Annotated in this window: 49 protein-coding genes and 1 tRNA gene; 36 read left to right on the forward strand and 14 right to left on the reverse strand. The window is 62.9% G+C overall.

Annotated elements, in window-relative coordinates:
• Positions 1 to 2: 2 nt before the first annotated feature.
• The 12 genes from HBF32_RS02530 to HBF32_RS02585 all read right to left on the reverse strand — a co-directional run bounded on the left by HBF32_RS02530 (position 3) and on the right by HBF32_RS02585 (position 4101).
• Complete coding sequence (locus HBF32_RS02530) at positions 3 to 341, reverse strand: hypothetical protein (protein ID WP_166698056.1); 339 nt, start codon at positions 339 to 341, stop codon at positions 3 to 5.
• On the reverse strand, positions 341 to 751 hold the full coding sequence (locus HBF32_RS02535) for a DUF7173 family protein (RefSeq protein ID WP_166698057.1): 411 nt from the start codon (positions 749 to 751) through the stop codon (positions 341 to 343). Before HBF32_RS02535 ends, HBF32_RS02530 begins: the two co-directional genes overlap by 1 nt.
• Entirely contained in the window at positions 748 to 963 is a 216-nt protein-coding gene (locus HBF32_RS02540) for a hypothetical protein (RefSeq protein ID WP_166698058.1), read from the reverse strand. Before HBF32_RS02540 ends, HBF32_RS02535 begins: the two co-directional genes overlap by 4 nt.
• Positions 960 to 1313, reverse strand: a complete 354-nt coding sequence (locus HBF32_RS02545) for a hypothetical protein (protein ID WP_166698059.1) — start codon at positions 1311 to 1313, stop codon at positions 960 to 962. Before HBF32_RS02545 ends, HBF32_RS02540 begins: the two co-directional genes overlap by 4 nt.
• Before the next feature lie 112 nt (positions 1314 to 1425).
• On the reverse strand, positions 1426 to 1734 hold the full coding sequence (locus HBF32_RS02550; RefSeq protein ID WP_166698060.1) for a hypothetical protein: 309 nt from the start codon (positions 1732 to 1734) through the stop codon (positions 1426 to 1428).
• Positions 1731 to 2006 carry a hypothetical protein gene (locus HBF32_RS02555; protein WP_166698061.1) on the reverse strand — a complete coding sequence of 92 codons (276 nt, stop codon included), beginning with the start codon at positions 2004 to 2006 and terminating at the stop codon, positions 1731 to 1733. Before HBF32_RS02555 ends, HBF32_RS02550 begins: the two co-directional genes overlap by 4 nt.
• Before the next feature lie 37 nt (positions 2007 to 2043).
• Positions 2044 to 2313, reverse strand: a complete 270-nt coding sequence (locus tag HBF32_RS02560; RefSeq protein ID WP_166698062.1) for a hypothetical protein — start codon at positions 2311 to 2313, stop codon at positions 2044 to 2046.
• On the reverse strand, positions 2306 to 2542 hold the full coding sequence (locus HBF32_RS02565; RefSeq protein WP_166698063.1) for a hypothetical protein: 237 nt from the start codon (positions 2540 to 2542) through the stop codon (positions 2306 to 2308). The genes HBF32_RS02560 and HBF32_RS02565 overlap by 8 nt, the downstream gene beginning before the upstream one ends.
• The gene (locus HBF32_RS02570) at positions 2539 to 2784 is read right to left on the reverse strand and encodes a hypothetical protein (RefSeq protein WP_166698064.1); all 246 of its coding nucleotides are present in this window, start codon (positions 2782 to 2784) and stop codon (positions 2539 to 2541) included. Before HBF32_RS02570 ends, HBF32_RS02565 begins: the two co-directional genes overlap by 4 nt.
• Entirely contained in the window at positions 2781 to 3125 is a 345-nt protein-coding gene (locus tag HBF32_RS02575; RefSeq protein WP_166698065.1) for a hypothetical protein, read from the reverse strand. The genes HBF32_RS02570 and HBF32_RS02575 overlap by 4 nt, the downstream gene beginning before the upstream one ends.
• Before the next feature lie 207 nt (positions 3126 to 3332).
• Positions 3333 to 3734 carry a hypothetical protein gene (locus tag HBF32_RS02580; protein ID WP_166698066.1) on the reverse strand — a complete coding sequence of 134 codons (402 nt, stop codon included), beginning with the start codon at positions 3732 to 3734 and terminating at the stop codon, positions 3333 to 3335.
• Between the two features lie 31 nt (positions 3735 to 3765).
• Positions 3766 to 4101, reverse strand: a complete 336-nt coding sequence (locus tag HBF32_RS02585; RefSeq protein ID WP_166698067.1) for a hypothetical protein — start codon at positions 4099 to 4101, stop codon at positions 3766 to 3768.
• A gap of 118 nt (positions 4102 to 4219) precedes the next feature.
• Here HBF32_RS02585 and HBF32_RS02590 point away from each other — a divergent pair, with 118 nt between their 5' ends.
• From HBF32_RS02590 to HBF32_RS19690, 31 genes are all read left to right on the forward strand, one after another.
• A complete protein-coding gene (locus HBF32_RS02590; protein WP_166698068.1) occupies positions 4220 to 4480 on the forward strand; it encodes a hypothetical protein in 261 nt (86 codons plus the stop codon).
• A gap of 95 nt (positions 4481 to 4575) precedes the next feature.
• Positions 4576 to 5067 (forward strand): phage regulatory CII family protein, encoded by a 492-nt coding sequence (locus HBF32_RS02595; protein WP_166698069.1) that lies wholly within the window; start codon positions 4576 to 4578, stop codon positions 5065 to 5067.
• Positions 5064 to 5336 carry a hypothetical protein gene (locus HBF32_RS02600; protein WP_166698070.1) on the forward strand — a complete coding sequence of 91 codons (273 nt, stop codon included), beginning with the start codon at positions 5064 to 5066 and terminating at the stop codon, positions 5334 to 5336. Before HBF32_RS02595 ends, HBF32_RS02600 begins: the two co-directional genes overlap by 4 nt.
• Before the next feature lies 1 nt (position 5337).
• On the forward strand, positions 5338 to 5538 hold the full coding sequence (locus tag HBF32_RS02605) for a hypothetical protein (protein ID WP_166698071.1): 201 nt from the start codon (positions 5338 to 5340) through the stop codon (positions 5536 to 5538).
• Positions 5535 to 6185, forward strand: coding sequence for an HNH endonuclease (locus HBF32_RS19580; protein ID WP_166698072.1), 651 nt, complete (start codon positions 5535 to 5537; stop codon positions 6183 to 6185). Before HBF32_RS02605 ends, HBF32_RS19580 begins: the two co-directional genes overlap by 4 nt.
• Before the next feature lie 44 nt (positions 6186 to 6229).
• Complete coding sequence (locus tag HBF32_RS02615) at positions 6230 to 8407, forward strand: AAA family ATPase (protein WP_166698073.1); 2178 nt, start codon at positions 6230 to 6232, stop codon at positions 8405 to 8407.
• Between the two features lie 251 nt (positions 8408 to 8658).
• The gene (locus tag HBF32_RS02620) at positions 8659 to 9042 is read left to right on the forward strand and encodes a VRR-NUC domain-containing protein (protein ID WP_166698074.1); all 384 of its coding nucleotides are present in this window, start codon (positions 8659 to 8661) and stop codon (positions 9040 to 9042) included.
• Entirely contained in the window at positions 9039 to 9599 is a 561-nt protein-coding gene (locus tag HBF32_RS02625) for a hypothetical protein (protein WP_166698075.1), read from the forward strand. The genes HBF32_RS02620 and HBF32_RS02625 overlap by 4 nt, the downstream gene beginning before the upstream one ends.
• Positions 9596 to 9817 carry a hypothetical protein gene (locus HBF32_RS02630; protein WP_166698076.1) on the forward strand — a complete coding sequence of 74 codons (222 nt, stop codon included), beginning with the start codon at positions 9596 to 9598 and terminating at the stop codon, positions 9815 to 9817. Before HBF32_RS02625 ends, HBF32_RS02630 begins: the two co-directional genes overlap by 4 nt.
• Entirely contained in the window at positions 9814 to 10323 is a 510-nt protein-coding gene (locus tag HBF32_RS02635; RefSeq protein ID WP_166698077.1) for a hypothetical protein, read from the forward strand. The genes HBF32_RS02630 and HBF32_RS02635 overlap by 4 nt, the downstream gene beginning before the upstream one ends.
• Positions 10320 to 10487 carry a hypothetical protein gene (locus tag HBF32_RS02640; protein WP_166698078.1) on the forward strand — a complete coding sequence of 56 codons (168 nt, stop codon included), beginning with the start codon at positions 10320 to 10322 and terminating at the stop codon, positions 10485 to 10487. Before HBF32_RS02635 ends, HBF32_RS02640 begins: the two co-directional genes overlap by 4 nt.
• A gap of 383 nt (positions 10488 to 10870) precedes the next feature.
• Positions 10871 to 10940, forward strand: a tRNA-Gly gene (locus HBF32_RS02645).
• A 319-nt stretch (positions 10941 to 11259) separates the two neighbouring features.
• Positions 11260 to 11496 (forward strand): DUF7220 family protein, encoded by a 237-nt coding sequence (locus HBF32_RS02650; RefSeq protein ID WP_166698079.1) that lies wholly within the window; start codon positions 11260 to 11262, stop codon positions 11494 to 11496.
• Positions 11497 to 11555: 59 nt separating this feature from the next.
• Entirely contained in the window at positions 11556 to 12041 is a 486-nt protein-coding gene (locus HBF32_RS19135) for a dATP/dGTP diphosphohydrolase domain-containing protein (RefSeq protein WP_205287682.1), read from the forward strand.
• Positions 12038 to 13180, forward strand: a complete 1143-nt coding sequence (locus HBF32_RS02660) for a hypothetical protein (protein ID WP_205287683.1) — start codon at positions 12038 to 12040, stop codon at positions 13178 to 13180. The genes HBF32_RS19135 and HBF32_RS02660 overlap by 4 nt, the downstream gene beginning before the upstream one ends.
• An 85-nt stretch (positions 13181 to 13265) precedes the next feature.
• Entirely contained in the window at positions 13266 to 13490 is a 225-nt protein-coding gene (locus HBF32_RS02665) for a hypothetical protein (protein ID WP_166698080.1), read from the forward strand.
• Entirely contained in the window at positions 13490 to 13678 is a 189-nt protein-coding gene (locus HBF32_RS02670) for a hypothetical protein (protein ID WP_166698081.1), read from the forward strand. Before HBF32_RS02665 ends, HBF32_RS02670 begins: the two co-directional genes overlap by 1 nt.
• Positions 13675 to 14178, forward strand: coding sequence for a glycoside hydrolase family protein (locus HBF32_RS02675; RefSeq protein WP_166698082.1), 504 nt, complete (start codon positions 13675 to 13677; stop codon positions 14176 to 14178). The genes HBF32_RS02670 and HBF32_RS02675 overlap by 4 nt, the downstream gene beginning before the upstream one ends.
• A 112-nt stretch (positions 14179 to 14290) precedes the next feature.
• The gene (locus HBF32_RS02680) at positions 14291 to 14479 is read left to right on the forward strand and encodes a hypothetical protein (RefSeq protein ID WP_166698083.1); all 189 of its coding nucleotides are present in this window, start codon (positions 14291 to 14293) and stop codon (positions 14477 to 14479) included.
• A gap of 44 nt (positions 14480 to 14523) precedes the next feature.
• A complete protein-coding gene (locus tag HBF32_RS02685; RefSeq protein WP_166698084.1) occupies positions 14524 to 15054 on the forward strand; it encodes a trypsin-like serine peptidase in 531 nt (176 codons plus the stop codon).
• An 88-nt stretch (positions 15055 to 15142) separates the two neighbouring features.
• Complete coding sequence (locus HBF32_RS02690; protein ID WP_166698085.1) at positions 15143 to 15634, forward strand: lysis system i-spanin subunit Rz; 492 nt, start codon at positions 15143 to 15145, stop codon at positions 15632 to 15634.
• Entirely contained in the window at positions 15631 to 15915 is a 285-nt protein-coding gene (locus tag HBF32_RS02695; RefSeq protein WP_166698086.1) for a hypothetical protein, read from the forward strand. Before HBF32_RS02690 ends, HBF32_RS02695 begins: the two co-directional genes overlap by 4 nt.
• The gene (locus HBF32_RS02700; protein ID WP_166698087.1) at positions 15909 to 16064 is read left to right on the forward strand and encodes a hypothetical protein; all 156 of its coding nucleotides are present in this window, start codon (positions 15909 to 15911) and stop codon (positions 16062 to 16064) included. Before HBF32_RS02695 ends, HBF32_RS02700 begins: the two co-directional genes overlap by 7 nt.
• 120 nt (positions 16065 to 16184) lie before the next feature.
• Positions 16185 to 16406, forward strand: coding sequence for a hypothetical protein (locus tag HBF32_RS02705; protein ID WP_166698088.1), 222 nt, complete (start codon positions 16185 to 16187; stop codon positions 16404 to 16406).
• Positions 16403 to 16609, forward strand: coding sequence for a hypothetical protein (locus HBF32_RS02710; protein WP_166698089.1), 207 nt, complete (start codon positions 16403 to 16405; stop codon positions 16607 to 16609). Before HBF32_RS02705 ends, HBF32_RS02710 begins: the two co-directional genes overlap by 4 nt.
• Position 16610: 1 nt before the next feature.
• Complete coding sequence (locus HBF32_RS02715; RefSeq protein ID WP_166698090.1) at positions 16611 to 16946, forward strand: hypothetical protein; 336 nt, start codon at positions 16611 to 16613, stop codon at positions 16944 to 16946.
• 1 nt (position 16947) lies between these two features.
• Complete coding sequence (locus HBF32_RS02720) at positions 16948 to 18183, forward strand: terminase large subunit domain-containing protein (protein WP_205287684.1); 1236 nt, start codon at positions 16948 to 16950, stop codon at positions 18181 to 18183.
• Between the two features lies 1 nt (position 18184).
• Positions 18185 to 19591 carry a DUF4055 domain-containing protein gene (locus HBF32_RS02725; RefSeq protein WP_166698092.1) on the forward strand — a complete coding sequence of 469 codons (1407 nt, stop codon included), beginning with the start codon at positions 18185 to 18187 and terminating at the stop codon, positions 19589 to 19591.
• Positions 19588 to 20022 carry a hypothetical protein gene (locus tag HBF32_RS02730; protein ID WP_166698093.1) on the forward strand — a complete coding sequence of 145 codons (435 nt, stop codon included), beginning with the start codon at positions 19588 to 19590 and terminating at the stop codon, positions 20020 to 20022. The genes HBF32_RS02725 and HBF32_RS02730 overlap by 4 nt, the downstream gene beginning before the upstream one ends.
• A complete protein-coding gene (locus HBF32_RS02735; RefSeq protein WP_166698094.1) occupies positions 20022 to 21122 on the forward strand; it encodes a phage minor head protein in 1101 nt (366 codons plus the stop codon). The genes HBF32_RS02730 and HBF32_RS02735 overlap by 1 nt, the downstream gene beginning before the upstream one ends.
• A gap of 673 nt (positions 21123 to 21795) precedes the next feature.
• Entirely contained in the window at positions 21796 to 22041 is a 246-nt protein-coding gene (locus HBF32_RS19690; protein ID WP_166698095.1) for an HNH endonuclease, read from the forward strand.
• A 24-nt stretch (positions 22042 to 22065) separates the two neighbouring features.
• Here HBF32_RS19690 and HBF32_RS02745 read toward each other — a convergent pair whose 3' ends face one another.
• Positions 22066 to 22305, reverse strand: coding sequence for a hypothetical protein (locus HBF32_RS02745; protein ID WP_166698096.1), 240 nt, complete (start codon positions 22303 to 22305; stop codon positions 22066 to 22068).
• 60 nt (positions 22306 to 22365) lie between these two features.
• On the reverse strand, positions 22366 to 22695 hold the full coding sequence (locus HBF32_RS02750; RefSeq protein ID WP_166698097.1) for an Arc family DNA-binding protein: 330 nt from the start codon (positions 22693 to 22695) through the stop codon (positions 22366 to 22368).
• Between the two features lie 260 nt (positions 22696 to 22955).
• On the opposite strand from HBF32_RS02750, the gene HBF32_RS02755 reads away from it, so the two are divergent.
• The 5 genes from HBF32_RS02755 to HBF32_RS19110 all read left to right on the forward strand — a co-directional run bounded on the left by HBF32_RS02755 (position 22956) and on the right by HBF32_RS19110 (position 25736).
• On the forward strand, positions 22956 to 23261 hold the full coding sequence (locus tag HBF32_RS02755) for a hypothetical protein (RefSeq protein WP_166698098.1): 306 nt from the start codon (positions 22956 to 22958) through the stop codon (positions 23259 to 23261).
• Positions 23258 to 23581 carry a hypothetical protein gene (locus tag HBF32_RS02760; protein ID WP_166698099.1) on the forward strand — a complete coding sequence of 108 codons (324 nt, stop codon included), beginning with the start codon at positions 23258 to 23260 and terminating at the stop codon, positions 23579 to 23581. The genes HBF32_RS02755 and HBF32_RS02760 overlap by 4 nt, the downstream gene beginning before the upstream one ends.
• A 244-nt stretch (positions 23582 to 23825) precedes the next feature.
• Positions 23826 to 24110: a hypothetical protein gene (locus HBF32_RS02765; protein WP_166698100.1), complete on the forward strand. Its 285-nt coding sequence runs from the start codon at positions 23826 to 23828 to the stop codon at positions 24108 to 24110.
• Positions 24111 to 24240: 130 nt separating this feature from the next.
• Complete coding sequence (locus HBF32_RS02770) at positions 24241 to 24555, forward strand: hypothetical protein (protein ID WP_166698101.1); 315 nt, start codon at positions 24241 to 24243, stop codon at positions 24553 to 24555.
• A complete protein-coding gene (locus HBF32_RS19110) occupies positions 24552 to 25736 on the forward strand; it encodes a hypothetical protein (protein WP_193570317.1) in 1185 nt (394 codons plus the stop codon). The genes HBF32_RS02770 and HBF32_RS19110 overlap by 4 nt, the downstream gene beginning before the upstream one ends.
• Positions 25737 to 25864 lie beyond the last annotated feature (128 nt).

The following is a 25864-nucleotide window of genomic DNA, read 5'->3' on the forward strand; positions in this document are numbered from 1 at the left end:
GGTTAGCCCCCGGTGGCGGAGGCGATGGCCTCTCTGCCCAAGAGAACCGCACTTGCGATTGCCGATGACTCGCCATCGCTCAGCATTTCGCGTAGGTACTGGTCGGTAGCGCTTCCAAATGTCGAATCCAGTTCCATAAATGCGAGCAGTGCATTTAGAAGCTTAGGTCCGGATGCAATGAGCAAAGCATTCGCAGCAAGCTCTCCGATCGCTCCGCGGATTTTTCCCGCGACGACGTACCGCGTCTCCAGGCCACCATGAGCCTTCCTATCTACAACAACGGCGAATTCACCATCATGAATCACGGCCTTCCACGGCCCCGGCGTATGTTTCACTTCCATCACGCCGCCTCCCGCAGTTCGTCCGCCAGCTGTTCCACCCGAACCGACGGCTTCGCCGGCTTGGACGTGATTGCCTGGGCAAGCACCGCGTAGGTGTCCGGCTCATTGCTCTGCAAGTAGCGCAGTCCGGCCATCACCAGCGACGGCTTATAGTCGATGGCCTGCTCGAACAGGTCGGGCGGAATCTCGCGCTTGATGGCCTCGAGTGCCGGGGCGTCCAGTGTCCGGTTGAACCCGTAAGTGACCGACACCTTGTATTGCGCGCCCTTCATGGTCACGCTGCCTTCGTCCTTCACGGGGAGGAGTGCGATGAGTTCTTTCTCGGCCTCCACGCGAGCGGCTGATGCCATGGCTTCCGTGCGCTTGGCGAGTTCCAGGCGCTTTGCGGCGGTATCGACGGGATTGCTCACAGCGAGCCCTCCGCGTAGCCCTTGGCCTTGAGGCACGCCGGGACGGCGACGGTCTGGATGTACTGACGCCGCTTGGCCGGCGTATCGAAGTTGCGCGGCACGACGGCGCCGTAGGTGCACTGCTCGACGTCGCGGTCGCGCTGGGTCTTCTGGGCGGCGCAGCCGAAGACGATGAGGGTGGCGGCGATGAGGAAGTAGATGCTGGCTCTCATGCGAAGATCCCGTCATCGGCATCGACGAGAACTGTCTCGACCGACAGTTCAGCGCCGGACATAACGTTGCTGAAGAATTCGTCGCGTGCCCGCTCGGCTTGATACTCGTCGTCATACACCTGATCGACAGCCAGCCCGAGTACGGTACCGGTGAGGCGGTGCTTGGTGACCTTTGGCGGCGCCACCGGGCGCTCGATGGACATCGAGTAGCTGCGCAGAACAATGCGAGCGACAACGGCGCCATCCTTGATGATCGACACTCCGTTGAGGGTGTCGCCGGTCTTGTCGAGTTCGATGTTGTGGCCTTCGATCTTGACGTCGGCGGCGGTTTTACAGGTTTCGAATTTCATGTTCATGTTCTCCAGTTCGCGATTTACGCCGCAGCCCGAGCGGGCGCAGGCGGGATGTAAAGCGGATCGTTGGCGGCATGGCCGGCCGCGATGCGGACGATGGTCGGGGTGCTCATGCGGCATCCTTTTCGGTGAGTCGGCGCAGGGCATCCATCGCGCTGCTCTGGTTGTCGACGCCAAGGAAGTCCCAAATCTGAGCAAGTGCGGCTGTTGCCGTCTGCGCGGCAACGCTGTCACTTGTATATCCCTGCGCCCAATGCGGCCTAAGCTTCTCAAGCGCACTCAACTTCACTGCCGTGCGAACGTGCTCTGCACGCTCGGTGCGAAGCTCTGTTTCCAGAGCTTCAAGGCGGCTCTGCGCCTGAAGCGCGCTAGCGATGTCTGCCAGAACCGCAAGGGTTGTCGCCCTATCGATATTCACGCAGCCTCCCGGTTGATGCGGTCGAGTTCGGCGTTGCGCTCGCCACGAGCAAGCGTCAGTTCCAGCACGCGGGCTTCAAGTTCGTCGATGTGCTTCTCGGCCAGTTCATCGAGCGCCTGGATCACGTCGGCCTTGTTGGCCTGCGTGTAGTTGCCCTCGTCGTCGAGTCGGACCTCGAATGGCAGGCGGAGCAGGCGCGTGAGCGGGTCATCGTTCGCAGCGGGCGGAGCGAAGGGCTTGAGCGCCTGGGCGAAGGCGGGGTGCATGGTCATGCGAGACCTCCGAGCAAGAAGATCAGGAGGGAGGGTTTCACTTGGCACCCCCGACGTGGGCGAACAGTTCGCCAACGCATATATCGAAAAGATATTCAGCCTCGGCCTCGTTGGTGACGGCGAGCACTTCCGCATTGGTCGGATGATCGGCGGGGAAGTCGAAGCAATAAGAGCCGACGCAGCCTACGCGGACCCATCCGTTTGCAAGGCGAGCCGTGAAGTATTCGGGACCATCGACCAGAATCGTGAAGGTGCCACGGCGGGCGGCGGTGCACAGCACATCCACGCTCTGCGTCTCGTTACCCATGGGATGCCTCCAGGCGGGCGAGGGCGTCTTCTTCGCTGATGCGGTTAGTTGCGTTTTCAAGGCGCATGGCCGCGCCGTGGTGACACGGCATCGTCGCGAGATGGCTGCTAAGGCTGTACGGGATGAAATCGTAATAGGCGACAGCCTTGCACTCCCTGCACTCAACCCATTGCCGCTTGTAGCCAGAAATGACGGCGGGAATTTTCACCCTCTGCGTCTCGGTGCTCATGCATCACCCCCGACGCGGGCGAGGGCGGCGGAAAGATCGGAATACTGGTAGTCGTATTCCTTCTCTGCCGATTCAAATGCGATGCGGTCAAGCATGGCCTGTGCCTTGGCGATCAACTCGGCCACGGCGTCGCGCGCATCGTCAATCGTCGATGCGCTCGTCCACCCGCCGCGTTGCCGCGTTTGGAATGAAAGCGCAGCCAGCACGGCCAGCACATCCACCTTCTGCGTCTCGGTGCTCATCGCACACCTCCAACGCACACCACGTCGTCGCGGCCCTGGCGATCGACGACCACCGCTCGCAGCCCCTGCGCTTCGCAGGCGTGCTTCATGTCACGAAGGCGCTGATGGGTTTCGCTGAGGCTCATCACCTGCGTTACGAAGACAACGAAGCCGATGATCGCGAGGATGGTCAGGCACCACGCGCCGAACGACGAGTCCTCGGCGTGCGGCACTTCGTTGGCCGCCGGTGCACACGTGAACCCGCGCGCATTGGCGGCATCACGGAAGTCGCTGCGGCGCGTGCGCTCGAGATCGCGGTACTGCTCGATGCCGTGGCGCTGACGCATGGTCTGGCTTGACATGTTGATCTCCCATCGCCGGCCCCTCGGGCGGCGTGGGATGAACAATACGATCTGAATTAATCGCCGTCAATACGTTTCGTAGCGGAAATTCAAAAAGAATCGTGCGAACCGTATTCGATTCAGCTTGTGTTTATCTTCGTGCATGACGGCAGACAAGAAAAAGCCCGCTCGCGGCGGGCTCATCGGCTTTCACATTTGTGGACGCCGTCACATTTGCTTGACCAGCACCCCGGCGTCGCTCTCCGCGGCCCACACATGAACGAGGCGTCCGCCATAGAACATGAACTGATAGGGTCGCGCGCCGACGTAGCCGCCGAAGCTGTTCTTAGCGTTCACGGTGCCCTTGAGCACCCATCCCGCATCGATTCCGCCGCCAAGGAGCGGCGGGGCCTTGACCCAGCCCGAGTACACCGGCTGCCAGGTGTAGACAGCGGAGTATGGGTCCTTCAGGTGCGTAGCCAGGTAATCCTTGGCTTGGGCCTCGGCGTCAGCTTGGGCCACAGGCGGCCCATAGCTAAGGCCTGACAGTTCCTGCTGTGTCGGCATTCTGGCGCACGCCGTCATTCCGATGGCGGCCACCGCGAGCCCTCCCACTAGGATCCAGCGCATATACCCCCCCCCTTGTTCGCCTCGGCCTAATTCAGGATTTGCCCTTCATCGACCGGACCATCGCCAAGACGAGCTGTTGCTGCTCGTCGCTCAAGTTCGTCATCTCTCGGGCCGTGAGTGCCGGGACCTTATCCTCGATCACCTCGACCTCCCCCTGTGTGATGGTGTCCAGATCAGTCTGGAGCACGTCCAGCAATGCTTTCAGCTCTTCCATATTCCACCGCGAACCCCGTATGCCGTTAAACCATGAAGTGACGGTGGAGTAAGCACGATCGATGCCACGCTTTGCCAGCTCGGCGACCACGTCTTCGTTCGTGTATCCCAGCGCGTCTCGACGCGCTGTGAGATTGTCAGAGATCTTGCTCATAAGTTGAGACGCCTTGGGGCGCCTGCTCTGCGGGGGATGAGCAAGGGTAGTGGGCGGGGGTTGTAAACCAGAAATTCGAAGTGTATTGTCGCGACAATTCGAATCGTATGGATCAGCCATGACCCCGCGCCTCTACTGGCAAGAGTACGTCACCCGGAATGGCGGTCGCCGAACGACAGCCGATCGCCTCGGCCTGCCGTACTCCACCGTTGCCTCCATCTGCAACGGCTACCGCGGCATCGGTCGCGCCCTCGCGGAGCGCATGGTAGCCGCCGATCCGTCGCTCGACGCTTCCATTCTCATCTGGGTCCGCCCCGTCAAGCCGGACACGCAAGCGCGCAGCCAATGCGGCAGCGCGACGTGTGATCGGGCGGCCTAGGGCCAGGGTCATCAATTTTTCAACTGGCGTTGTGGTTTCCATGGCGCCACTTTATTCGCCGCAGTGCGGCAAAACATGTTTAACGGGGAGCCGGTATGAACATTCTCGATACGATCCGCCGCACTGTCATGGCCTACCCAGGCAGCTACGCCGGCATGGCGGCGTCCATGGGTAAGAGCACGAACATTCTGCGCAACAAGGTCTCGCGGACCAACGGCGACCATCACCTCTACGTCAGCGAACTCATGGAGATCGTGCAGCACGCGGTTGACGCGAACGTGCCTGACGCTATCGCGCCGTTGCGCGCCCTTGCCGCTGAATTCGGATTCCAGTTGGTAAGGGAGGGCGAGGGCACCGGTGCAAGCGACCTGTCGCTCGCCGAGAAGCTGATCCAGACAACTCAGCACAGCGCAGGGCTGGGCATGGCGGTCATCAACTCCGTGGCCGACGGCGAGATCACGCCGGAGGAAATGGAACGCATCACTGAGGCGCGCCGCCTCGCGACGCGCACGGCGGTCGAACTGGAAGAAATGGCGCGCGGCTTCGTCGCGCAACCCAACGTCACGACCCTTCGGAGGGCGTCATGAACGCCCAAATGAAAGAGCCGCCGCGCGCTGCCAACCTCAGCCGCACGCTGATGGGCTTCGAGTTATCGAAGCGACACCGCGACCTGCTCAAGCAGTTCGACAGGATGTACGACTACATGAAGCTGGCGAACAAAACGCCGCCGTGCGTGCGCCTCAAGCGCCAGGACTTCAACGACATCAACGCCGCCGTGCGTGCGCAATCACAGGGCCAGCGCAACCTTGGACAGCTGACCTATCGCGATCTCCCCATCCTGTCGGCGGGTGAGTGATATGGACGACCTTGATCGGGCGGAAGCCATCGAAGCACTGGAGCGCCAGGCCGCGCTTGCGCGCCATGCCAGCCGGCCGCGCATCGTGCCGGATTGCGAGAACTGCGGCGAAGTGCCGGCACACGTGACGGCAGCGGGGACCATCTGGCGGTTTTGCGCCGACTGCGCGGCAGAGCATCTGGCGGCGAGGAGGGCGGCGTGACCCAAAGGAGCGCGGCCACTGCGGAAATCCCGTTCAACATGCGGGATGCCGCGGGGTGCCGAGACGGTGCGGCCTTTATTGCCGAAAACATGACCTCGTGTCTGGCGAGTGGTCAATGGTCCATTGCTGACATCGAGGCCATGCTATGGGAGGTCGTGAATCGCTCCGATGAACTTCATGGCCTCGTACAGTCAGGTGCCGAATACATGCCGCGCGTACGTGCCGTAACCGGGGCCCAGATAGCCGCCGCCTCCGAGAAGGAAGATGAGGACTATCGCCGCGGCTACGTGGATGGCTACACCGAGTCCATGAATGATATGCGCGCGGTCATGAGCAAGGGAGGCTACTCTCGACCGCGAGAGGCATGGAACATTCTTCATCGGTTCTGTGAGCTGATGCTCTATCCGTGGCGAGCGTATCGCAATACACCCTACGCCGAGCCGCCGCAGTTCGTCATGCCTCAGTCGTGGGACGCGATGCGTCGCAGGGTTTTCGCACGAGACGACCACACCTGCGTCCTCTGTGGGAGCGGCGAGGATCTTCAGTGCGACCACGTCCACGAGGTTCGCAACGGTGGTCTACCAGATATGGACAACCTGCGCACCCTGTGCGCGACATGCCACCGTGCGCGTAAGGGTGAAGCGTGACATCCGAAGCCATATGCGAACAGTTTGACGAGATTCCGGCCGTCATGCGCGACGCCAAGCGATGGCTCGTTTGGCGCTCCGTACCCAATACTGACCCTGGCAAGAAGCCTCGCAAGGTCCCGTTCTACGTCAACGGTGCGGCGCGCCATGGCATGACGGACACGCCTGAGGACGTCGCCAACCTTGCATCATTCGATGCTGCTTGCGCGGCCCTGGCGACGGGACGATATACGGGTCTTGGCTTTGCTCTTGGTCCTGACGGCACAGGGAATTACTGGCAGGGGGTGGATCTGGACGACCTTCTTGGTCGCCCCGAACTCAATATCCTGGCTGATGACGGACTGCCTGGGTACACCGAGTGCAGCCCTAGCGGAAACGGTATCCACGCTATTGGTTACGGCCGACCGTTCCCGGCCCTTGGCAGCAATCAGTCCGGCATAGAGGCATACAGCGCCGGCCGCTTCTTCACAGTGACGGCGAGCGGCGCCGGGATCAATGAACCCGCATGCCTGGCGGACTTCGTGGAGCGCGTACTCAGGCCCAGGCATTCAGTCATGCCGGCGCCCGTCAGTGCTCAGATTTCGGAATTTGTCGACCAGCGAACCATCGCGGAGCTGCGCAGTGCGTTGGCGTCCATGCGCGCCGATGATCGTCAGTTATGGGTCGACAACGGCCAGCGCCTGAAGAAGATGGGTGAACCGGGTAGGGCGCTGTGGCTTGAGTGGTCGCAGATGTCCGAAAAGTTTGATCCCGTAGATGCCGCCCGAGTTTGGGATAGCTTCACTGGAGACCGCACCGGCTATCAAGCCATCTTCAAGGAGGCCGCCGAGAAGCACCACTGGCTAAACCCAATGAGCGGCGCTGCGGCGACGCCGTCGCAAGCGCCCGCGCCCGTCCAAGACGTCCTCGCCGCGCTCGATGCGGCCAGCGTGCCGTTCTCACTGGAGGAACTGGCAGCGTCCGCGACGCCCCATCCCCATGCCTTCATGTCCGCCGACGGGCGCCGCGGACTTTTCCCCGAGGGCGAGGTGTCGATCCTGGCCGCGCCGGGGCGTGAGGGGAAGACCTCCGGTGTCGTGGCCATCTGCAAGCACTACGCGCTGGGCCTGCCACTGGCCGACATGAGTCCCGCGGAGGTTCGCTCCGTGCTCATCTTCAGCGCGGAGGACGACCGCCAGCAGTATTCGCGCAAGGTGGAGGCCCAGCGCCTCTATCTCGAGCCCGCGGACGCCGAGCGACTGCGCATGAACATTCTGGTGCCGGAGCTGCATAGCGGGGCGCTGGCGGCCTTCCGCGAGATCGTGAAGTCCGACGGAAAGCGTCTGGCCCGGGGCGACGTCGTGGAACCTCTTATCGCGCACATCAACGCCCTCAAGGCGCGCGAGTGCCCGCTCGGCCTGGTGATCTTCGAGACCGCCTCGACGATCTCGGAGGCCGAGGAAGACAACCCGGGCCTGCGCTTCCTCATCGTGACCCTCAAGCACATCGCCAAGGCGACGGGCGTGGCGGTGGTCCTGACCCACCACACGAACCAGGAGTCGGGCGACGCTCTGGCGAACCTGGAGCTGCACGAGAAGGCCATTCGCGGAGGCACCGCGCTGGTCAACAACGCGCGCCAGACGCATCTGGTGGTCAACCTCGGCAGCTCGGCCAACCCGTTCCCCGATGGCGACTCGCGCACGCTACTGCGTCACCTGGTGGCCCCGGGCGAGACCGAGCGCGTGACGGCCATGGTCTGCCTCTCATCTTCGAAGTCTGCGGATCCGGCGCCGCTCTTCATGCGCTGGTCCGACACCGAGCACCATGGCCCGCGATTGCTCGCCATTCAGCCGCCTAGAGAGGTCGTCGGCAAGTCCTGGCTGAGCGTGCGCAAGATGCTCTCCGGAGCGCGTGAGGCGGCCAAGGCGGACAAGAAGGCGGAGCAGGGCCAGGCCAACGTTCGTCTGGTCGTGGATGCAGCCTGCGCGCTCGCCAGCGCGGGGGAGCAGCCTACAGCGGCCAAGATCAGTGCCAAGTGCGGTCGCAGCCCGACGTGGGCAAAGCCTTACCTAGCGATGGCCGTGGAGCTTGGTGACCTTGTGCGCTCGACGGAGGAGGTGCCTCGCACGCGCGGATTCACCGACGTGTATCGCCCGCCGTCCGACGCTCTGAAGCCCTGGGAGAAGGTCGACTCCACGAATGACTCCACGGTATCGAACAGCGCTCCGTGGAGTGCCAAGTAAATGAAGAGCAATCATCAACTTAACTCCACGGTTGACTCCACGATGACTACACGGAAACCGATTGGGCCTGTACTCCTGGGTAAAGCGCGCCGTCAGGTGCGGCGCATACCCGGTACTGGCCCCGCTCACAACGTGAATGAAAACTGTCTGACTACTCCACGGTGTACCTCCCCCTATAGGGGGCGTGGAGTGGAGTCGTGGAGTCAGGTTCGAGCCAAGGAGTCAGCCCACCCTGCTGTGAGGGTCAGCGCATGAACAGCGAGCACATCGAGGCCGTGTTGCTCATGCGGGCCGTGACGGGTGCCGAGCGCGAGTGGCCTGAGCTGCGCTTCTTCGCGGCCTGGCCGAACGGTGGTCACCGGTCCAAGCGCACGGCCGGGCTCATGAAGGCCGAGGGTGTCAGGCGTGGTCCGCCGGACTACTGGTTCCCCGTCCAGCGCGGCGGGTTCGTCGGACTGGTCATCGAACTCAAGACACAGACCGGCCGGCCGAGCCCCGAGCAGCGCGAGTGGATCGCCCACCTGCGTGAGCAGGGCTGGCGCGCGGAAGTGTGCAAAGGCTGGGAGCAGGCGTGGGCCGTGCTCCGTGACTACCTGGCGGCCGATGGCTGCGAAGACGCGAGGGAGGCGGCATGACGCACAGTGAATTGGTTGAGATCGCGGGTCGCTGGCTGCGCGGAACGGCGGGATGCAAGGTCGTCATGACCGAGTTGGTCGCCCTGTGCGGGAACGGCGAGATCCCTGACGCGATCGGTTGGCGCGGGAATGATTCGATCTTGGTCGAGTGCAAGACCAGCCGGGCCGACTTCTTCGCTGACCGTGCCAAGACGTTCCGCCGTGAGCCCGAGCGCGGCATGGGGGCGCTGCGCTATTTCCTCGCGCCCGAGGGTGTGCTGAAGGTTGACGACCTTCCGCCTCGCTGGGGGCTCTTGGAGTCTCGTCCGCGTGGGGTCCGGTTGCTCGCGGGCCCGAACCCGAAGACGTGGAGCGGAGCATGGGGTGAATTCCATCACACCGAGCGCGCGCACCAGTCCGAGATGGCGATGCTCCTGTCGGGCATGAACCGCTTGCGCCTGAGTCTCGGTGATGCGGAATTCCGTCGCTTGATCCACCTGCCATTCGCCGAGCGACAAGCCGAGATCGACGCTCGTGTCGCCGCCAACGATTCCACCTCGCTCCGGAGCGCAGCATGACCACCTTCATCGCCCTCGCATGGGCCATCGTTGGCATTGGCGGGTTCATCTACTGGTGGACCCGAACCGAAGACCTGACCACCGACGTTGTGCCAGTGGCCATGCTGTTCGGCAGCATTCTTGGTCCGCTTGCCTGGGGCGTTGGCTGGTTCATCCACACCGAGTCTCGTCAACACAAGATCCTCATCAAGCGCCGCTCGCCCAAGGACCCGAAATGACCACCTTCACCAACGACAAGCCCACCTTCCGCGAGCGCGTCTTCGCCCTGGCCGGCCACTCGACGTACAGGGAGCCGACCGGAGGCGGCACGACGCACCTGCGCGCGATTCCGGCCGACCACATGATCGCCGCGGCCCTGAGCTTCGGACGCAGGAGTGTACGGAACTCGTCCGGCGTCTTCGTGCCTGATGCCAACGACGTCGGACCAGACATCGCCATCGACATGGCGACGGGCATCGCCGGCCACTATGGACGTGTCTGTGCCGCCCTGGGACGCGCCCTGAGCGCCGACCGCTCGGCGCTGGTACGTCGCAATCGCCAGCACATCGGGCACGTCGCCATGGCCGCCTACAGCGTCGTGCTGGGCCGCGCGTGCCCGCCGTGCCCGGATGGGGTCACGGATGAGGACTGGGGAGATCTGGTGGCCGCCGGCGCGCTTGTGCTGGAGCGGCTGGCCGAGGACGCTCTCTCGCTTGCGGCGCGGCGTGCGCGGAGGGTGGCGTGATGGTCTTCGTGGCGGTGTTTAGTGCCGCAGTAGGCTACTGGATCGCCATGTGCCAGCACGCAAAGCGCACTGACCGTGCCATCGCCAAGCTTGACACGTTGCGCGAGACCATTGCGCGCGAGCGCTTGTTGCGGCGTCTTGGCGAGCCTGAGCCGCTGAAGTGAAAAGCGGCGCCGTAGACGACGCCGCTGCCTTTCACCTCATGGGATCCACCCCCAGTCATGCATGATGCTGACCAGCCTAGCTATGAGAAGCAGGGTCTACAGGTGGTTTGACCAACGGGCCTTTGTCTAGTTCGACATTTTCATCCTCAGGGTTTGGGAGTCGGCGCAAGTAACACGCCGGGGTCGTCGCCGACCCGTTCAAAGTATGCCACCGCTTGACAACGTTTCGACCTGCGCGAAACTTCCATCATGGAATTGCTGTGACTTTATCGATCCGAGCTTCTAGACCGGGTCGATGATTAGGGCGCAAGCCCGGCGGTAGCCCGAAAGGGCCGAAGCGTGGTGGACTGGCGTTCGAAAGAAAGCAGCATCTACCGTTTTGAGCGAGGCGCGATGGCGCCGGCAGGCCCTCCAAGCCAGGCACGAAGGGTTCGAATCCCTTGCTTCGCTCCAGTTTGCGGTGAATTCCCAGTGCTGACTGGGCAGCGAGATCGGCCGATGCGAGCTCGGCGGCGTAGCGACGGGACCGGCGACGAGGTTCGATACCTTGACCCGGCGCAAGCGGGAGATCAGCACCCGCCACCGCAGTTGTTTCACGAGCCCGGCCTAGCGCCGGGCTTTCTTTTTGGGGCGAGGGTGCTGGCCCGGCCGTAGGTTGCCGGACGCCTGCAAACGTTGCAGCGTCACCCTCGCCCCAAATCCCTTGAGCCGGCCGACGCCACTGGCGCCGCAGCCCCGTTGATTCGGGCGCCGGACCTATTGAGGCACCACCATGGCCCAGACCCGAATCGGCTCGCTAGCCGAAGCGGCGGCGAATATTGCTGTTGGCTTCGCGATCAACTGGACGGCGAACATGGTCGTCCTGCCCGCGTTCGGGTTCCATGTGACTGGCGCGCAGGCGTTCCACATCGGCCTGGTCTTCACGGCCATCAGCCTCGTGCGCAGCTACGTGCTTCGGCGCTGGTTCAACGGCCTGCGCTTCGGGCATAGCGCGGAGGTGGCGAAGTGAACGCGCCGGAGAGTAGGGCATGGGCGTTGTACTGTGCGGAAACGTCCGGTAGCGCCGACGTGCGAGACTTCTGGTCCGAGCTTCCGGCGCACGTGCAGAAGCACTACCTATCGCGGGTGTCCACCTCCCTCCCCACCGATGCCGCCGAGCGCAAGGCCGCTCCCATGGCCGAGGGCCTGCTCTGGTACTTCCCGAACGCCCTGGCCGAAGTGGCCCGCGTGAGCAAGGCCGGCAACGACCAGCACAACCCAGGTCAGCCGATGCACCATGCGCGCGGCAAGTCCACGGATCATGCCGACTGCATCATGCGCCACCTCGTGGATGCCGGGACCATCGATACCGACGGACAGAGGCACAGTGCGAAGGTGGTCTGGCGTGCTCTGGCACTTCTCCAGGAAGAGCTTGAGCGAGATCTTGGACTGCCGTTGCCGAGGAATGCGCGGGCGGCTGAGTCAGTGGCTCCCGTTCTCGCTGACGCCTTCACGATCTTGACCGATGGCACCGTGGTCATGAACGCCAAGATTGGCACCGAGCACGCACCGTGATCTGCCCCAAGTGCCAAGCCGACGCCGCCATCCGCAACGGCGCGGGGCGCATCAAGTGTCGCGCATGCGGCGCAAGCAGTAACGCGCCGATCACACGCACGGAGGCCGAAGTCTCCGAGGCGATGCAGGCGCGCCGTGGCTGGGCTCCCGATCACGGCATCACGACGCCGCTTCCACTGGGGCAGAAGCTCCGTGGCACCTCAACCCTGGTCGACAAGCGCACGGGTGAGACGGTCCTTCAGTGGATCAAGTCATCGGAAGACGCCGAAGAGCAGGCCGAAGCCATGCAGGCGGCTATTGCCGCCATGGGCGAGAAGATCCCGCGCGAGAAGCCGCGGCGCGCTCCCGCGGTCTGCAATACGGACCTGCTGAACTGCTATGTCCTGACCGATTACCATCTTGGCATGCTGGCCTGGGGCGAGGAGACCGGGGCAGACTGGGATCTCGGCATCGCCGAGGACATGCTGGTCGATTGGTTCGCCGCGGCCATGGCGCAGTCGCCGGCGGCTGAGGTTGGCGTCTTCGCCCAGCTCGGCGATTTCCTGCACTGGGATGGCATGGACGCGGTAACTCCCACGAGCAAGCACCTGCTCGACGCCGACACCCGATTTCAGAAGCTGGTGCGCGTCGCCATCCGCGCGATTCGCCGGGTGATCGGCTTGCTTCTCGAGAAGCACCAGCGCGTGCACGTCCTGATGGCCGAGGGCAACCACGACATGGCGTCCTCCATCTGGCTGCGCGAGTGGCTGCGCGCCATTTACGAGAACGAGCCGCGGGTGCACGTGGACGTGAGCCCCGATCCCTACTACTGCGTCGAGCACGGCAAGACCGCGCTGTTCTTTCATCACGGGCACAAGAAGCGGCCGGCGCAGATCGACACGGTGTTCGCTGCCAAGTTCCGCGAAGTGTTCGGCCGCACCGAGCACGCCTACGCGCACATGGGGCACCTGCACCACATCGACGTGAAGGAAACGAACCTCATGCTCGTCGAGCAGCATCGCACCTTGGCCGCGCCTGATGCGCATGCCTCGCGCGGTGGTTGGTTGTCTGGCCGCGATGCCCAGGTCATCACCTACTCGCGCCGCTTTGGCGAGGTGGGTCGTGTGCGGGTGTCGGCGAAGATGCTGGAGGCTGCGTGATGCGCGTAGCAGTAGCTGTTGCATTCGCGCTGTGTGGGCACATGACATTGGCTTTCTGGCTGCTTCTTTGGAAGGCACTGGACCCATGACCGACACCGACGACACCTACGTTCCCGAGCCGGTCGCACTGGCAGACGGCGACGTCCTGATCGCCGATCCCATCGAGTTCTACGAACTCACCAACTCCGTCGCTGCCATGGTGCGCGATGGCGTCCTCTTCGTCCTCTGTCGCGACACCCTCAAGTGGGTGAATGTCGAGGCGATTCACAATAAATCGCGAGCCAAGCTCGCCACGGTAGCGAGCAACTGATGCGCAACGTAGTAGAGGGAGCCAGTGTCGGCTATGCGGTCACGTACTTGAGCGGCATTCTCGCCGGGTTCCCGTGGGACAAGCTGGCCTCTGGCCTGACTGCTGTGTGGTTCGCGATTCTGATCGTGGACAAGGCGTACCAGAAGGCCAAAGCATGGTTGGCTACACGTAAGCAGGCGCCGGCGTGAAAGCCCGCCTCGTCTCGGCCGCTGTTGCGCTCATCGCCGGCGGCCTGATCGCCAAGTACGAGCCGTCGGCCACGCCCACCAAGCCATATTGGGATCCGTGGGGCAAAGTCTGGACGGTATGCGACGGGCATACCGGCGACGTGGACCCGAAGCGCACCTACACGGCCGACGAATGTAAGGCGTTCCGCGACGCTGACATCGCCGTCGCGAACGAGGCGGTCAACCGCTGCCTGCCTATGCCGAAGCTGCCGCAGATCGAGGGGGCGCTCACCGACGCGGCCTACAACTTGGGCCCGCAGGTCGTGTGCGGATCCACCCTTCAGCGCAAAGCACTCGCAAACGACTGGCCGGCCGCGTGCGCAGAGCTGGACAAGTGGCGCATGGCCGATGGGCGCGTTCTGCCCGGTCTGGTTCGCCGGCGCAGTGATGACCGCGGCGTCTGTGAGGGTAGGGCGGTCGTTGACTACTACGAGCAGTGGCTGAAGGAGAAAGGGGCGTGATCATCAAGACCGGCGGCATTTCGAACACTGAGAGTGAGCAAACCGGACGGATCGTGAACCGGGAGAAGGGCTCCACCGACTGCATCACGCGCGACGTCGTGGACGGCTTCTGATGAACCTCGAACGCTACGCCTCCCGCAAGTTCCTGATCGCCTGTGCCGCCTTCCTAGCGGGCGTCGCGTTCTTCGCGCTCGGCATGCTGACGGCCGACCAGTGGCTCACCCACTGCGAGTGGGTGCTCGGCCTCTACATGGCGGGCAATGTCGGTGACACCGCCGTTACGCCGAGGGCGACGACGTGAGGCTGCTACTCGCCCTGGTGCTCATGCTGACCGCGGCGTGCACCATGGACCCCGTCACCCGTGCGCACGACGCGACTGTTCACCTCCTCATCAATGGCGATAGCAGCTGTAGCGGGACCATTGTCGGCCCGAACGCCGTCCTGACTGCCACGCACTGTCTCGACTGGCCCTACACGCTGAGCATCTACGGCCAGCCGGTGCGCGTGCTGGGGGCGGTCCTCGATGGGAACGATCACACGATCCTGATCGTCGATCGGCGGTTCGCGACTTGGGTACGTATCGATCGGGCGCCTGAGCCCGGTGCTCGCGTCTTCATGTTCGGGAACCCGGGAAGCCTGACCGACCAGTACCGGAATGGGTACGTCAGCGGCTTGGCCGCGGTCGATGGCGTGCTGGTCACGACGTACAACATGAGCATTTTCTACGGCGATTCCGGCTCCGGGATATTCAACGACAGCGGTGCGCTGATCGGCGTTGTGTCGACGGTGTACTCCATGACCCGGGGCGTGCAACTGACGTTCGCATGCAGTCTCCCGCTCGCCTTTACCACCGAACAACTGCGCGAGGTGATGTGATGCACGTCTTCCAGGTGGTCTTCTGCCTCGTGGCCCTGGCGGTCATCGCCGTCTGCGTGTACTCGGGCAAAGGCCCGGACTCTCCGGCATGAAGTGGGTCAAGTGGGGCCTCGTTGTGGCAGTGGCAGCCGGGCTATTCGGACTCGGCCATCACATGGCGGCGGCGGACGGAGCCGAGCGCATCGCCACGCTCAAGGCCACCTACGCCGAGCAGGCGAAGACGGCCGCTGATGCCGCCCTTGAGCGAGAGCGCAAGCAGGCCGCCGACTTCGCCGCAACCGCTCAACAGTACGAGAAGGACAAAGCCGATGCGAAAGCCACTTCCGACCGCGTTGTCGCTGATCTGCGTAGCGGCGCTCTCCGCCTGCGCGACAGGTGGGCAACCCAAGTGCTTGCCGGTCAAGCCGCAGTTGCCGCCGGTTCCGGCCAGCCTGATGCAGGCGCCGACGACAGAGCGGCAAGTGCGGGACGAATTGTTCGTGCCGCGGCCCAGTGCGACGCGCAAGTCCGTGGGCTCCAAGACATTTTGAAGGCCGAGCGCGCCGACGAATCACTTTCCCCAAGCAAGGAACGACCATGAAAGAGCAGTACATGACGCTCATCACGCCGTGTAACGTGGCTATCACGATGGCCGAGCAGGGCAACAACGTGGACGCGCTACTGGAGGCGATCAGCCTGAAGCTGGCTGTTCTCGCCGCCGCCGAGGCGGCGCCTCGTGGCGCTGGCGGACGAACGCTTGGCGATGTGGTGGAGAACATGGTGCGATCCTCAGTTATGCAAGCCAAGGGCGCCTCTAGCGAACGTGGCGCGGATGGAGCGAGCAGCTTCGGTCCCCACTTCGGAGGCGTCACCCCGTGCTGAGCAGCCTGAAGAACCTCCTGGCCCGCCAGCGCGCCGCCGTCACCGGCCTGACCTTCGACCAGGCGCCCGAGTTGTTCAAGGACATCGAGTCCACCAAGGCGTGCATGCGCATGGCGGGCCAGAAGATCCCGCCGGCAGTGGCGCGATGATCGAAGCCGCTGCGGCAAAAGCATAGATATTCGAGAACGAACCCAGACCGCGCGCACACCAAGTCCGTGAGGTTCTGATGCGTCCCTACGGGAAACCATCCCACTCAAAGGCAAACAACAATGAAGAAGCTTCTCTTGGAAGTATCCAGCCTTGGCACTTCGACGTCCGGCGAATCGCTGCCGTATGAAGTGGAAATCCACGGACAGACTGTTTCCGGTCGACTCAGCGGAAAGTGCGAAACTCCGTATCGCCGTTTTGTCGCCTATATCGACGACGGCATGGACTATCGCCTGAAGACGAGCGATGCGCGCCTCAGCCTGACCACGGTCGAGCACGCGTGATCGAACGACTCCGCGCCGCCTGGGCCGCCCTTCGCGGCGGCCTTGTTCTTTCCGGCCACGGCTGGGTGGTCGTGTACGTCACGCCGCTCAATACATCGGCCACACGCTGGGACGGACTGACCATCGAGGACGCCGCCAAGCTGCTCTATCAGGGTGGCGATGCACTCGTCGACCGTATCTACGGGCACACAACGATTCACTGAGATGACGGACGAAAAGAAGAAGCCCCGGACGGGGCCGAGGACCTGGGCCAAGGGCAAGTCGGGTAACCCGGGCGGCCGTTCGCCGCGCGTGGGGCCGAATGGGGAGAGCATCGCGGAGCTTTGCCGCGGCATGACGCTCGAACTCGTTAATCGCGCGCGCGATATCGCACTGAGCCCGGCCACCGAGCCGAAGGACGCGCTTACGGCCATCTTCGGCCTGTGCGACCGCGGCTGGGGCAAGCCCAAAGAATCTGTCGACATCGACGCGAACGTCAAGGGGTCCGGCGTGCCGGTGATTAAGATCGTGCGCGTGTCGGCGGACGATGCCGCAGATTGAGTTGACGCCTCCCCAATTCGAGTTCGTCACGGCCGAGGACCAGTTCCCCGCCATGGTCGCCGGATTCGGTAGCGGGAAGACGCACGCGGCCATCATCCGGACGCTAACGAAGAAGCTCCAGTACCCGGGCCAGAACGTGGCGTACTACCTGCCGACGTATGACCTCGTGAGGCGAATCGGGTTCCCGCGCTTCATGGAAGCGCTGGAGAGCATGGACATCAAGTTCAAGCCGAACAAGAACGACGCCATTCTCGCCATCCCAGGCGCGGGCGAGATCATCTTTCGCACCATGGACACCCCGGAGCGCATCATCGGCTACGAGGTGGCTGATTCCATCGCGGACGAGCTGGACACGCTCCCCGAGGAGCAGGCGCGCGCGGTGTGGACGAAGATCATCTCGCGCAACCGCCAGAAGAAGCCGGACGGCTCACTGAACACCGTGGGCGTGGCGACGACGCCAGAGGGCTTTCGCTTCGTCTACGACCGCTGGAAGCGTAACCCGGACAACGCGCCGGGCTACCGGATCATCAAGGCGTCGACCATGTCGAACGCCAAGAACCTGCCGCCGGGCTACATCGAGAGCCTGCGCGCCACGTACCCGTCGAACCTCCTGGCGGCCTATCTGGACGGCGAGTTCGTCAACCTCGTGGCCGGGTCGGTATACCCCGAGTTCGACAGGTCGCTCAACGCCAGCTCGGAGACGATCAAGCCAGGCGAGCCCCTGCACGTGGGCATGGACTTCAACGTGGGCAAGATGTCCGCGGCGGTTCACGTCCTGCGCGGCGACGATCCGCACGCGGTGAAGGAGTACACGGGCGTGCTGGATACGCCGGCTATGTGCGCGCTCCTGAAGCGCGAGCATCCCGGCCATTCGATCATGGTCTATCCCGACGCCAGCGGACAGGCGCGCAAGAGCAACAACGCCAGCGAGTCCGATCATGCCATCCTGCGCGCGGCCGGCTTCAGTGTACGGGTGAATGCGACCAACCCGCGCGTCAAGGATCGCGTTCTGTCCGTCAACGCCATGGTCCACAAGGAAGGCAAGCGCCGGTATCGCGTGAACCCCGAGACGTGCCCCGAACTCGTCGAGTCACTGGAAAAGCAGGCTTACGACAAGCACGGCGAGCCCGATAAGGCCGGCGGGCTGGATCACATCATCGACGCGGCCGGGTACTTCCTCGTGTACCGCTACCCCATTCAACACCGCGTTGCCGTCGTGCAACCCCTGAGGCTCTGAAATGCCAACTGCCGTACACGAGTGCTCCCAGGCCATCCTTGAGGCGCGCGAAGACTGGTGCATCACCGAAGCCCTGCTCGCTGGAACGCGCGCCATGCGCAAGGCTGGCAAGCGCTTCATGCCCCGCTGGCCGAACGAGGAGGACGCGGCCTATGAAGCTCGCCTTGCGACGGCGACCCTGTTCCCGGCCTATCGGCGTACCGTGGGCGTGATGGCCGGCAAACCGTTTTCCAAGCCCCTCACGCTGGGTGACGCGAGCAAGGCCGTGCTGGACCAGTGGAAGCCCTGGATCGACGACATCGATCGCGCGGGCGTGAGCCTCAACGTCTTCGCGGCCGAGATGATGGCCGAGGCCATCGGGCACGGCCTGTGCGGTATCTACGTGGATGTGCCGAAGGCCGCTGCCGTACCGCGCACCGAGGCAGGCGTAACCACACGCGCGGCCGAGACCGCAGCCGGGCTCCGTCCGTACTTCGTGCGTGTGCGCCACGACCAGATTCTCGGCTGGAAGCTGGACGAAGAGGGCCGGCTCGCCATGCTCCGTTGGCAGGAGTGCGTCGAGGTCGAGGACGGCGACTACGGGACGAAGGTCGTCGACCGCGTTCGTGTGCTTCGTCCGGGCTCATGGGAGCTTCATGAGCGCGGGGGTGATGCCGGCGGCTACCAGATCGTCGATCAAGGCACCACGAACCTCTCGGCTATCCCGTTCGTGCCCGTGTACGGCCAGCGCGTGGCGACCATGATCGGCCGGCCGCCCCTGATGGACCTGGCGTACCTGTGCGTGAAGCATTGGCAGTCCCAGAGCGACCAGGACACGATCCTGCACGTGGCGCGGGTGCCGATACTGGCCGTCATCGGCGTGGACGACGAGAAATGGCAGTTGACCGTGGGCGCCTCCACGGCGGTCAAGCTCCCGCTTCAGGGCGACATGAAGTTCATCGAGCACACCGGCGCGGCCATCAAGGCCGGCGCCGACTCGCTGACGGCACTGGAAGAGCAGATGATCCAGACTGGCGCCGAACTGCTTGTGCAGAAGCCGGGCCAGCGCACGGCGACCGAGGATGCCAATGACGCCGAGGGCAACAAGTGCGACCTCCAGCGCATCACCGAGAGCTTCGAGGACGCACTCGATCAAGCGCTCGTATTCGCCGGGCAGTACATGGGCATCGAGGCCCCGCGTGTCACGCTCTTCAAGGACTTCGCGGCCGCCACGCAGAGCGACGCCAGCGCGCAGCTGATTCTCTCGCTCCAGCAGGGCGGGCTCATCACGCGCCAGACGGCCATTCGCGAGCAACAGCGCCGCGGCGTCCTCTCTGCGGATATCGACCCCGAGGTCGAGGCCGAGGAGGCGCAGAACGAGGTATCGTCGGCCATGCCAGAGCCCAGCAGCCTGGGCATCGCAGCATGAGCACCATAGCCTACCGCGATGGCATCATGGCGGCTGACACACGAGCCTATGGCGGACGAGGCGAGCCAACGCCGGGCCGAAAGGTGAAGGTGCATAGGCTCGACGACGGCTCGGTGGTCGGGCTAAGCACGGCCACCATCGGTCTGTCTGAACGCTTTGTGGCGTGGCTCCGCGATGGCGCCGACCCGTCCAAGATGACGGACAAGATCGACATCCGCGTCATCATGGTCAAGCCGGACGGCAAACTGTACGTTGCCGATGACAGCCCATACTTCGCCGGACCGATTGACACCGAGTTCTACGCCATCGGATCCGGCACGTGCTATGCCATGGGTGCGATGTCCATGGGCGCCACGGCGGAAGAAGCTGTACGCGTTGCCTGCGAGCATGACCCCCATACGGCGGCGCCCATCATGGTCGAACGCCTGTAATGGCCGCCGCCAACGCGGTACTCCAAGACCGGGCCATCGACCACGCCCACGACCTACTGCGCTACAGCGCGGGCGTCGTGCGGCGCATGATAGCCGTGCTGAACCGGACCGATGCAAGCCTCGTGGCGCAGCTGTCGCAGGCTTTGCTTCAGATGGAGCGCGAGACCTTCACGGTGGAGCGCCTGGAGGCCTTGCTCGGGTCGGTGAGAAGGCTCAATGCCGACGCCTACGCGGCCGTGATGCAGGCGCTGGAGCCCGACATGCGCGGCTTGGCCAGGGTCGAGGCTACGGCCGAGCTGGCAAGCTACAAAGCGGCCGTGCCAAGCGTTGCGCAGGTACGCTTTCCCATCGCCGGCGTGTCCGCCGAGCAGGTCTACGCGACCGCCTTGTCGCGGCCGTTTCAGGGACGCTTGCTGAAAGACTGGGCGTCGAATCTCGAGAGCGGCCGCCTGACGATCATCCGCAATACCGTGCGCACGGGCTACGTCGAGGGGCGGACGACCGCGGACATCATCAAGACCATCCGCGGAACGAAGGCCGCTGGGTACGCCGACGGCATCCTCGCTCGCCCGCGGCGCGAGTTGGCTACGGTCGTTCAAACGGCGTTGAGCCATACTGCGCAGACGGCACGGCAGGCGATGGTTGATGCCAACGCCGATCTGGTGAAGGCCGTGCAGTGGGTAGCGACGTTGGACACGCACACGACGAAGGAGATATGTCTTCCTCGTGACGGATTGAAATACACGGCAGACGATAAACACAAACCTATCGGACATCGATTCCCGTGGCTCGGCGGCCCTGGTCGCGCGCACTTCTGCTGCCGAAGCATAAGCGTCCCTGTTCTTAGGTCATGGCGCGAGCTAGGCATAGACGTAGACGATATGGCACCTGCAACCAGGGCTAGCATGGACGGCCAAGTGCCAGCCGGAACAACGTACAAGGATTGGTTTGAGTCGCAATCCGCTGCTCGTCAAGATGAAATCCTTGGTCCTGTGCGAGCGAAGTTCTATCGCGAGGGGCGCGTAACCGTTGACAAATTCTACGACGACAAGGGACGATTCTTGACATTGTCTCAGCTTGAGGCAAAGTTGAAGGCCTGAAACAAGGCGGGCCGAGTCACTGCTCTAACAGTGATCGGCCCTGACCACGACCTAATTGGAGTAGGTGATGGCTGACGACATTTTATGCACGTGCCAGGCGTGCGGTAAAGCATTCTCTGGAAAGGCGGGAAAATCGAATAAGTTCTGCCAGGTGACCTGCTACCGCAGCGCTCAGCGCGCCGGCGAATACAGGAGGGGTCATGGCCCTGACTTCCCGCGAGCGCCGTGTTATTGCTGTGGAGCTGTCACGGCTAGGTACCCATCCAGGCGGCGGAACGGCGAGCAGTCTGACAGAGTGTTCTGCTCTCGCGCGTGTTACGACAAGAGCAGGGCGGATAACCGTGGCTTCTGTAGGCATTGCGGAAAGAAGGTCCCCGTAAAGTCGGCGAAATTCTGTTGCATGACCTGCAAGGTGGCGGCCAAGAGGCCAGCGCCGTGCACGTGTAAAAATTGTGGCGTTAAATTCACGGCCATAACATGGCGCGGCGATCAGATGATCGCCTTTTCAAGCGCGAAGGTATGCTCGCCTGCGTGTGGCAATGAGTGGATACGGCGGAACCCGGAACGAAAGCGGAAGATCAGCGAGGCGTTTCGCTTAGATCGTCATCCAGCGTGGCAGGGCGGAAGTCACCGGCAGGGATTCCGCGGCCACGAGTGGGAGACGATAAGTGAGATGGCGAGAAACCGCGCGGGGCGATGCTGCGAGCATTGCCATATGAGCGAGGCTGAGCATCAAGAGAAATTCAAGATGCGGCTTAATGTGAATCACAAGGAGCCGTTTCATCAGCACGCAAACAAGTCGCTCGCGAATCGCCTCAGTAATTTAGAGGCACTGTGCAAGTCGTGCCACACACGAGCCGACTGGAAATGGCGCAAAGAGCACCCGATGCAGGCTGTCCTCAATTTCCGGGCCGCCTGAGCCGAATAGCGCAACGCATTCGACTCACCCATCCGTCGGCGATTCATCGCCACGAACCTCGATGCCGTGCTTGTGCAGCAGCGCATCGACCTGAGCATTGACCCAGTCGTAATCGTCCGACCCGGCGCACTCGATCGCAAAGTCCGCTTCGCTCGCGAAGGCATTCCAGAACTCGTCATCGTCCGGGTATTCGGCGCGGAGCCGGGGCAGGGCGCCATCTAGCGCCTCAAGGCGCGCGGTAAGCTGTTCGCGGGTAAATGCCATGGCGTGCTCCTGACTGTCGGGGCCAGTGTCCGCGCGCCAACGTCGAGAGGACGTGGGTGGCTAGCGGCGCTTCTTGGCGGCCTTTTTCTCATCCTTGAGCACCTGCTCGGACGCCTTTGACCGCAGCAGCGCGGTCATAGCCTCCATGCGCCGGGCCAGCGTGCCCATTTCCTCCAGCGCGCCCCTCACCCCCTCGTCATCCCCTAGTAGCGCCGCCACGTCCTCGGGACGCGGCGCGCCTGCGCGCGCGTCGTCCTCGTCCAAGGTCCGCTGAAGGCGGGCGACGATTTCAGCGCTCACCGAGCGCTGTTCCTTGGCCGCCAAGGCTTCCAGCCGGTCCTTGAGGTCTTCGGGTAGGCGAATCTTGAACTGGGGGTCGGTTCTCTTCATGGGGCGGAATCATGGACCACATGGGTCTTGACAGCAATGGACCACATGGGTACCTTGTCGCTACGGGACCACATGGGTCCACTGAGGGAATCCAACGTGCGAGCAATCGATGTCCAGTTGAAGGTTCGCCTTCCGGCCCCGCTTAAGGCATGGCTGGAGGGTAGGGCGGCCGAGAACAACCGCAGCCAGACCGCCGAGGTCGTGCAGATCTTGAAGCAGGAGCGCGAGCGCGCTTCGGCCAAAAAGCCGAGGGCTGCGTGATGACCGCCGCCACTCCTACTACTGAGGCCAAGACGATGAATGGTGAGGTGGATGTGGTGACGGTGATGGAGACTTGCGAGGCGTATGTGGATGATGCCGCGCAATTTCCTGAGCAGTTCAAGCCTGGCGTGGTGGCTCGTCACCAGCGGCAATACAAGCAGGCCCGTGATGCAGTCTCTGAAGCAGTCGTCAACCTCAAGGGGGCGAAAGACGCTCTCTCGCAAAATGCCACGTTTCCCTCGGATATCGCACTCGCGCGCAAGTGCATTGACCGCGCCCTCTCCCGCCTTACAGGTGCCGCATGAGTACGGGTAGGCGGTTTACGGCGGAGGAATTGGATCTGGCGGCTATCAACGCGGCAATTGCACGCCATCCATTCAATCCTCACGAGAAGTCGGCAGATGCCACGCGAAGGACTGTCCTTTCCTTGATGTTCAAGGATGGCTATCGAGAGTGCGAGAAGCAAACCGAGTCGCGGGTTGCGGAGTTGGTAGAAGACGCCGATGCAGTTCTTGACTCGGCCAAGGTGATCGAAGTCAATTTCCAGCCTTCTGACTACTACAGCGTACCGAAGAAGTATCTGGACGCGCTCCACGAAGCCCTCTCCAAGTTCAGAGGTGAGTGATGAGCAACTACAACAACGAATCGCTTATCGACCTACTACAGAACCAAGTCCACTCCCTCCAAGCCTAAGCCACCGCAGACGCCGATCTAATCAAGCGCCTCACCGCATCGCTAGCCGAGGCTCAGGCAGAGCGGGATAGGTTGAGGGAGGCGCTCGCTGGCGTGCTTAGGATAACAATGCCGTTGAGTGCTGAAGAGCGAGCCGTCATTGACGGCGCCAGAAAAACCATTTACGGAGGTGGAGCGTGAACATTTTGGAGGTTCTGGAAGCTCTGAGTAAAGTTCAATCGTTTGACCTATGGTCAAGAAATGCGGTCAACGATGCTCGCCTTTACCTCACTAGGATTCACAACGACAACATCATTCAGGACGCCCGCATTGCCAAGCTGACCGCTGAGGTGGATAGGTTGAGGGAGGCGTTAGAGGTGATCGCCAAGCTTGGTGCGACAGATGGTTTGAACGCAAAGCTCATCGCCCGCCGCGCACTGGAAGGAGACACCACCACAACGCCTGAGCGGAGGGAGGGGTGATGAGCATCTACGTCGCGTACAACGACTTCGGCGACCTCATCGCTGAGCATCACAGCTATTGGGGTCTCATTTCGATACTTGAGGAAATGGGTTACGACCCTGAGCAAGTCTATATAGGGAGGATTACGCCATGACCGAGCGCTACACACCCGAACGTCTTAAGGACTTGGCGGAGCAGTATGACTGCGGGGCCGAGGATTACCACTACAGCGGTCAAATCTCCGATGCCTTGCACCAAGCCGCCTCCGACGCCGCCCGCATTGCTGAGCATGAGGCGGACGCGGAGAGGCTGGATTGGCTTGCGCGTCATCCGACCATGAGCATTCATGGCTCGGACGAGCGTGGAAGTTGGTCCGTTATAGACGGCTCCAATGGCCTCACCTTCGCGTCCCGTAACGAACCAACCTATAGGGCCGCCATCGACGCCGCCAGGAGCCGCACATGAGCATGAAAGAGACGATGACGTTGGAACAGGTTCGGGATGTTCTCAGGCTGCACGCCGAAGGTGATCGGGGGCAATGGGAGACGATGGACCGTGACGACCTCGCAGAATACGCCGACGCCATCGACGCCCACCTCGCCTCCCAGCCTGCCGAGCAGCCGAGGGGCGAGAACGTAGAACTCGGTTACGTTCCTGGCGAGCTCGATCGGACCGCGCCCGAGGTGATCTACCTCCAGGTGGATACGGCGGGCGATAACGACGAGCGCGACGAGCCATGGACAGGCGACATGGACGAGAACGTCTCCTGGTTCGCAGAGTCCATCGGTGGCCTCGAAATCCAGTACGTTCGCGGTGACTTGATCGACCAGCCGAAGCCCGAGCGACCGAGCGGCGACGAGGAAGGCGACGGCAATAGTCAGAAAATATGTCGTGGCTGTGGTAATAGCTGGCCCGAATATCTTCTTCGCGATGAACTTTGCCTTAAGTGTCGCAAGGCCAAGATCGAGCAGGCGGTAGGGGATGGGGTGGAGGGCTGGATCGTTGAGTCGGAGAAAGCCGGATTCGTTTCCATTCATCGGTATGATTTTGAGGCTGACAAGGTTATTGCCGACGTAACGAAGGAATACGGCGATGCTTACGGTGCCACGACAAAGCGCCCCGTGGTAGCCCCGAGCCCGGCTGTCGCCACGCCTGCCGAGGTGACGGACGCGCAGATTCGCGAATGGTGTGAGCGCCATTACCTCTTTAACTTGGGTAGCAACCTGACCGACGCCCGCGCAGCATTCGAGGATGCACAATCCCTAGCCTCGCCCAGCGCCGGGGCGGTGGTGCCGGAGGGTATTATCAGTGAGGTTCGTGCTGAGCGCTCAAGGCAAGACGCGAAATGGGGCGAGCAGAACCATCCCCATTACACGCCTTACGGTTCGCGCTGCATTGGACAGTTGATAGACCCAGCAGGCTTGGTGAAGGCAGTTGTGGACGGCAAGGCGAGGGATGGCGAGTTGTCCTACTCGGACATCTTGATCGAGGAAGTTGCCGAAGCTGTCGATGAGGCCAGGGCTGGCAATGTTTCGTCGCTTCGCACGGAGCTTGTGCAAGTTGCAGCGGTGGCGGTCGCGTGGGTCGAGTCGATAGACCGACGGGCCATGCTCGCCGCCGCGCCGGAGGTGCCTGGTCATGAATGAATGGGAAGCTGGCCTTGGCGGCGTAGGTAATTGCCCGAAGCCTTGCTCGCAAGAGCGTCGCTACAAGGTAGGGTATCGGCTCTACGAATACCGGGTTTTTACGCACTGTAAGTGCGGGAGGTGCGCTG

Origin of the sequence: Luteibacter yeojuensis, assembly GCF_011742875.1 — a bacterium.
Classification (GTDB): domain Bacteria; phylum Pseudomonadota; class Gammaproteobacteria; order Xanthomonadales; family Rhodanobacteraceae; genus Luteibacter; species Luteibacter yeojuensis.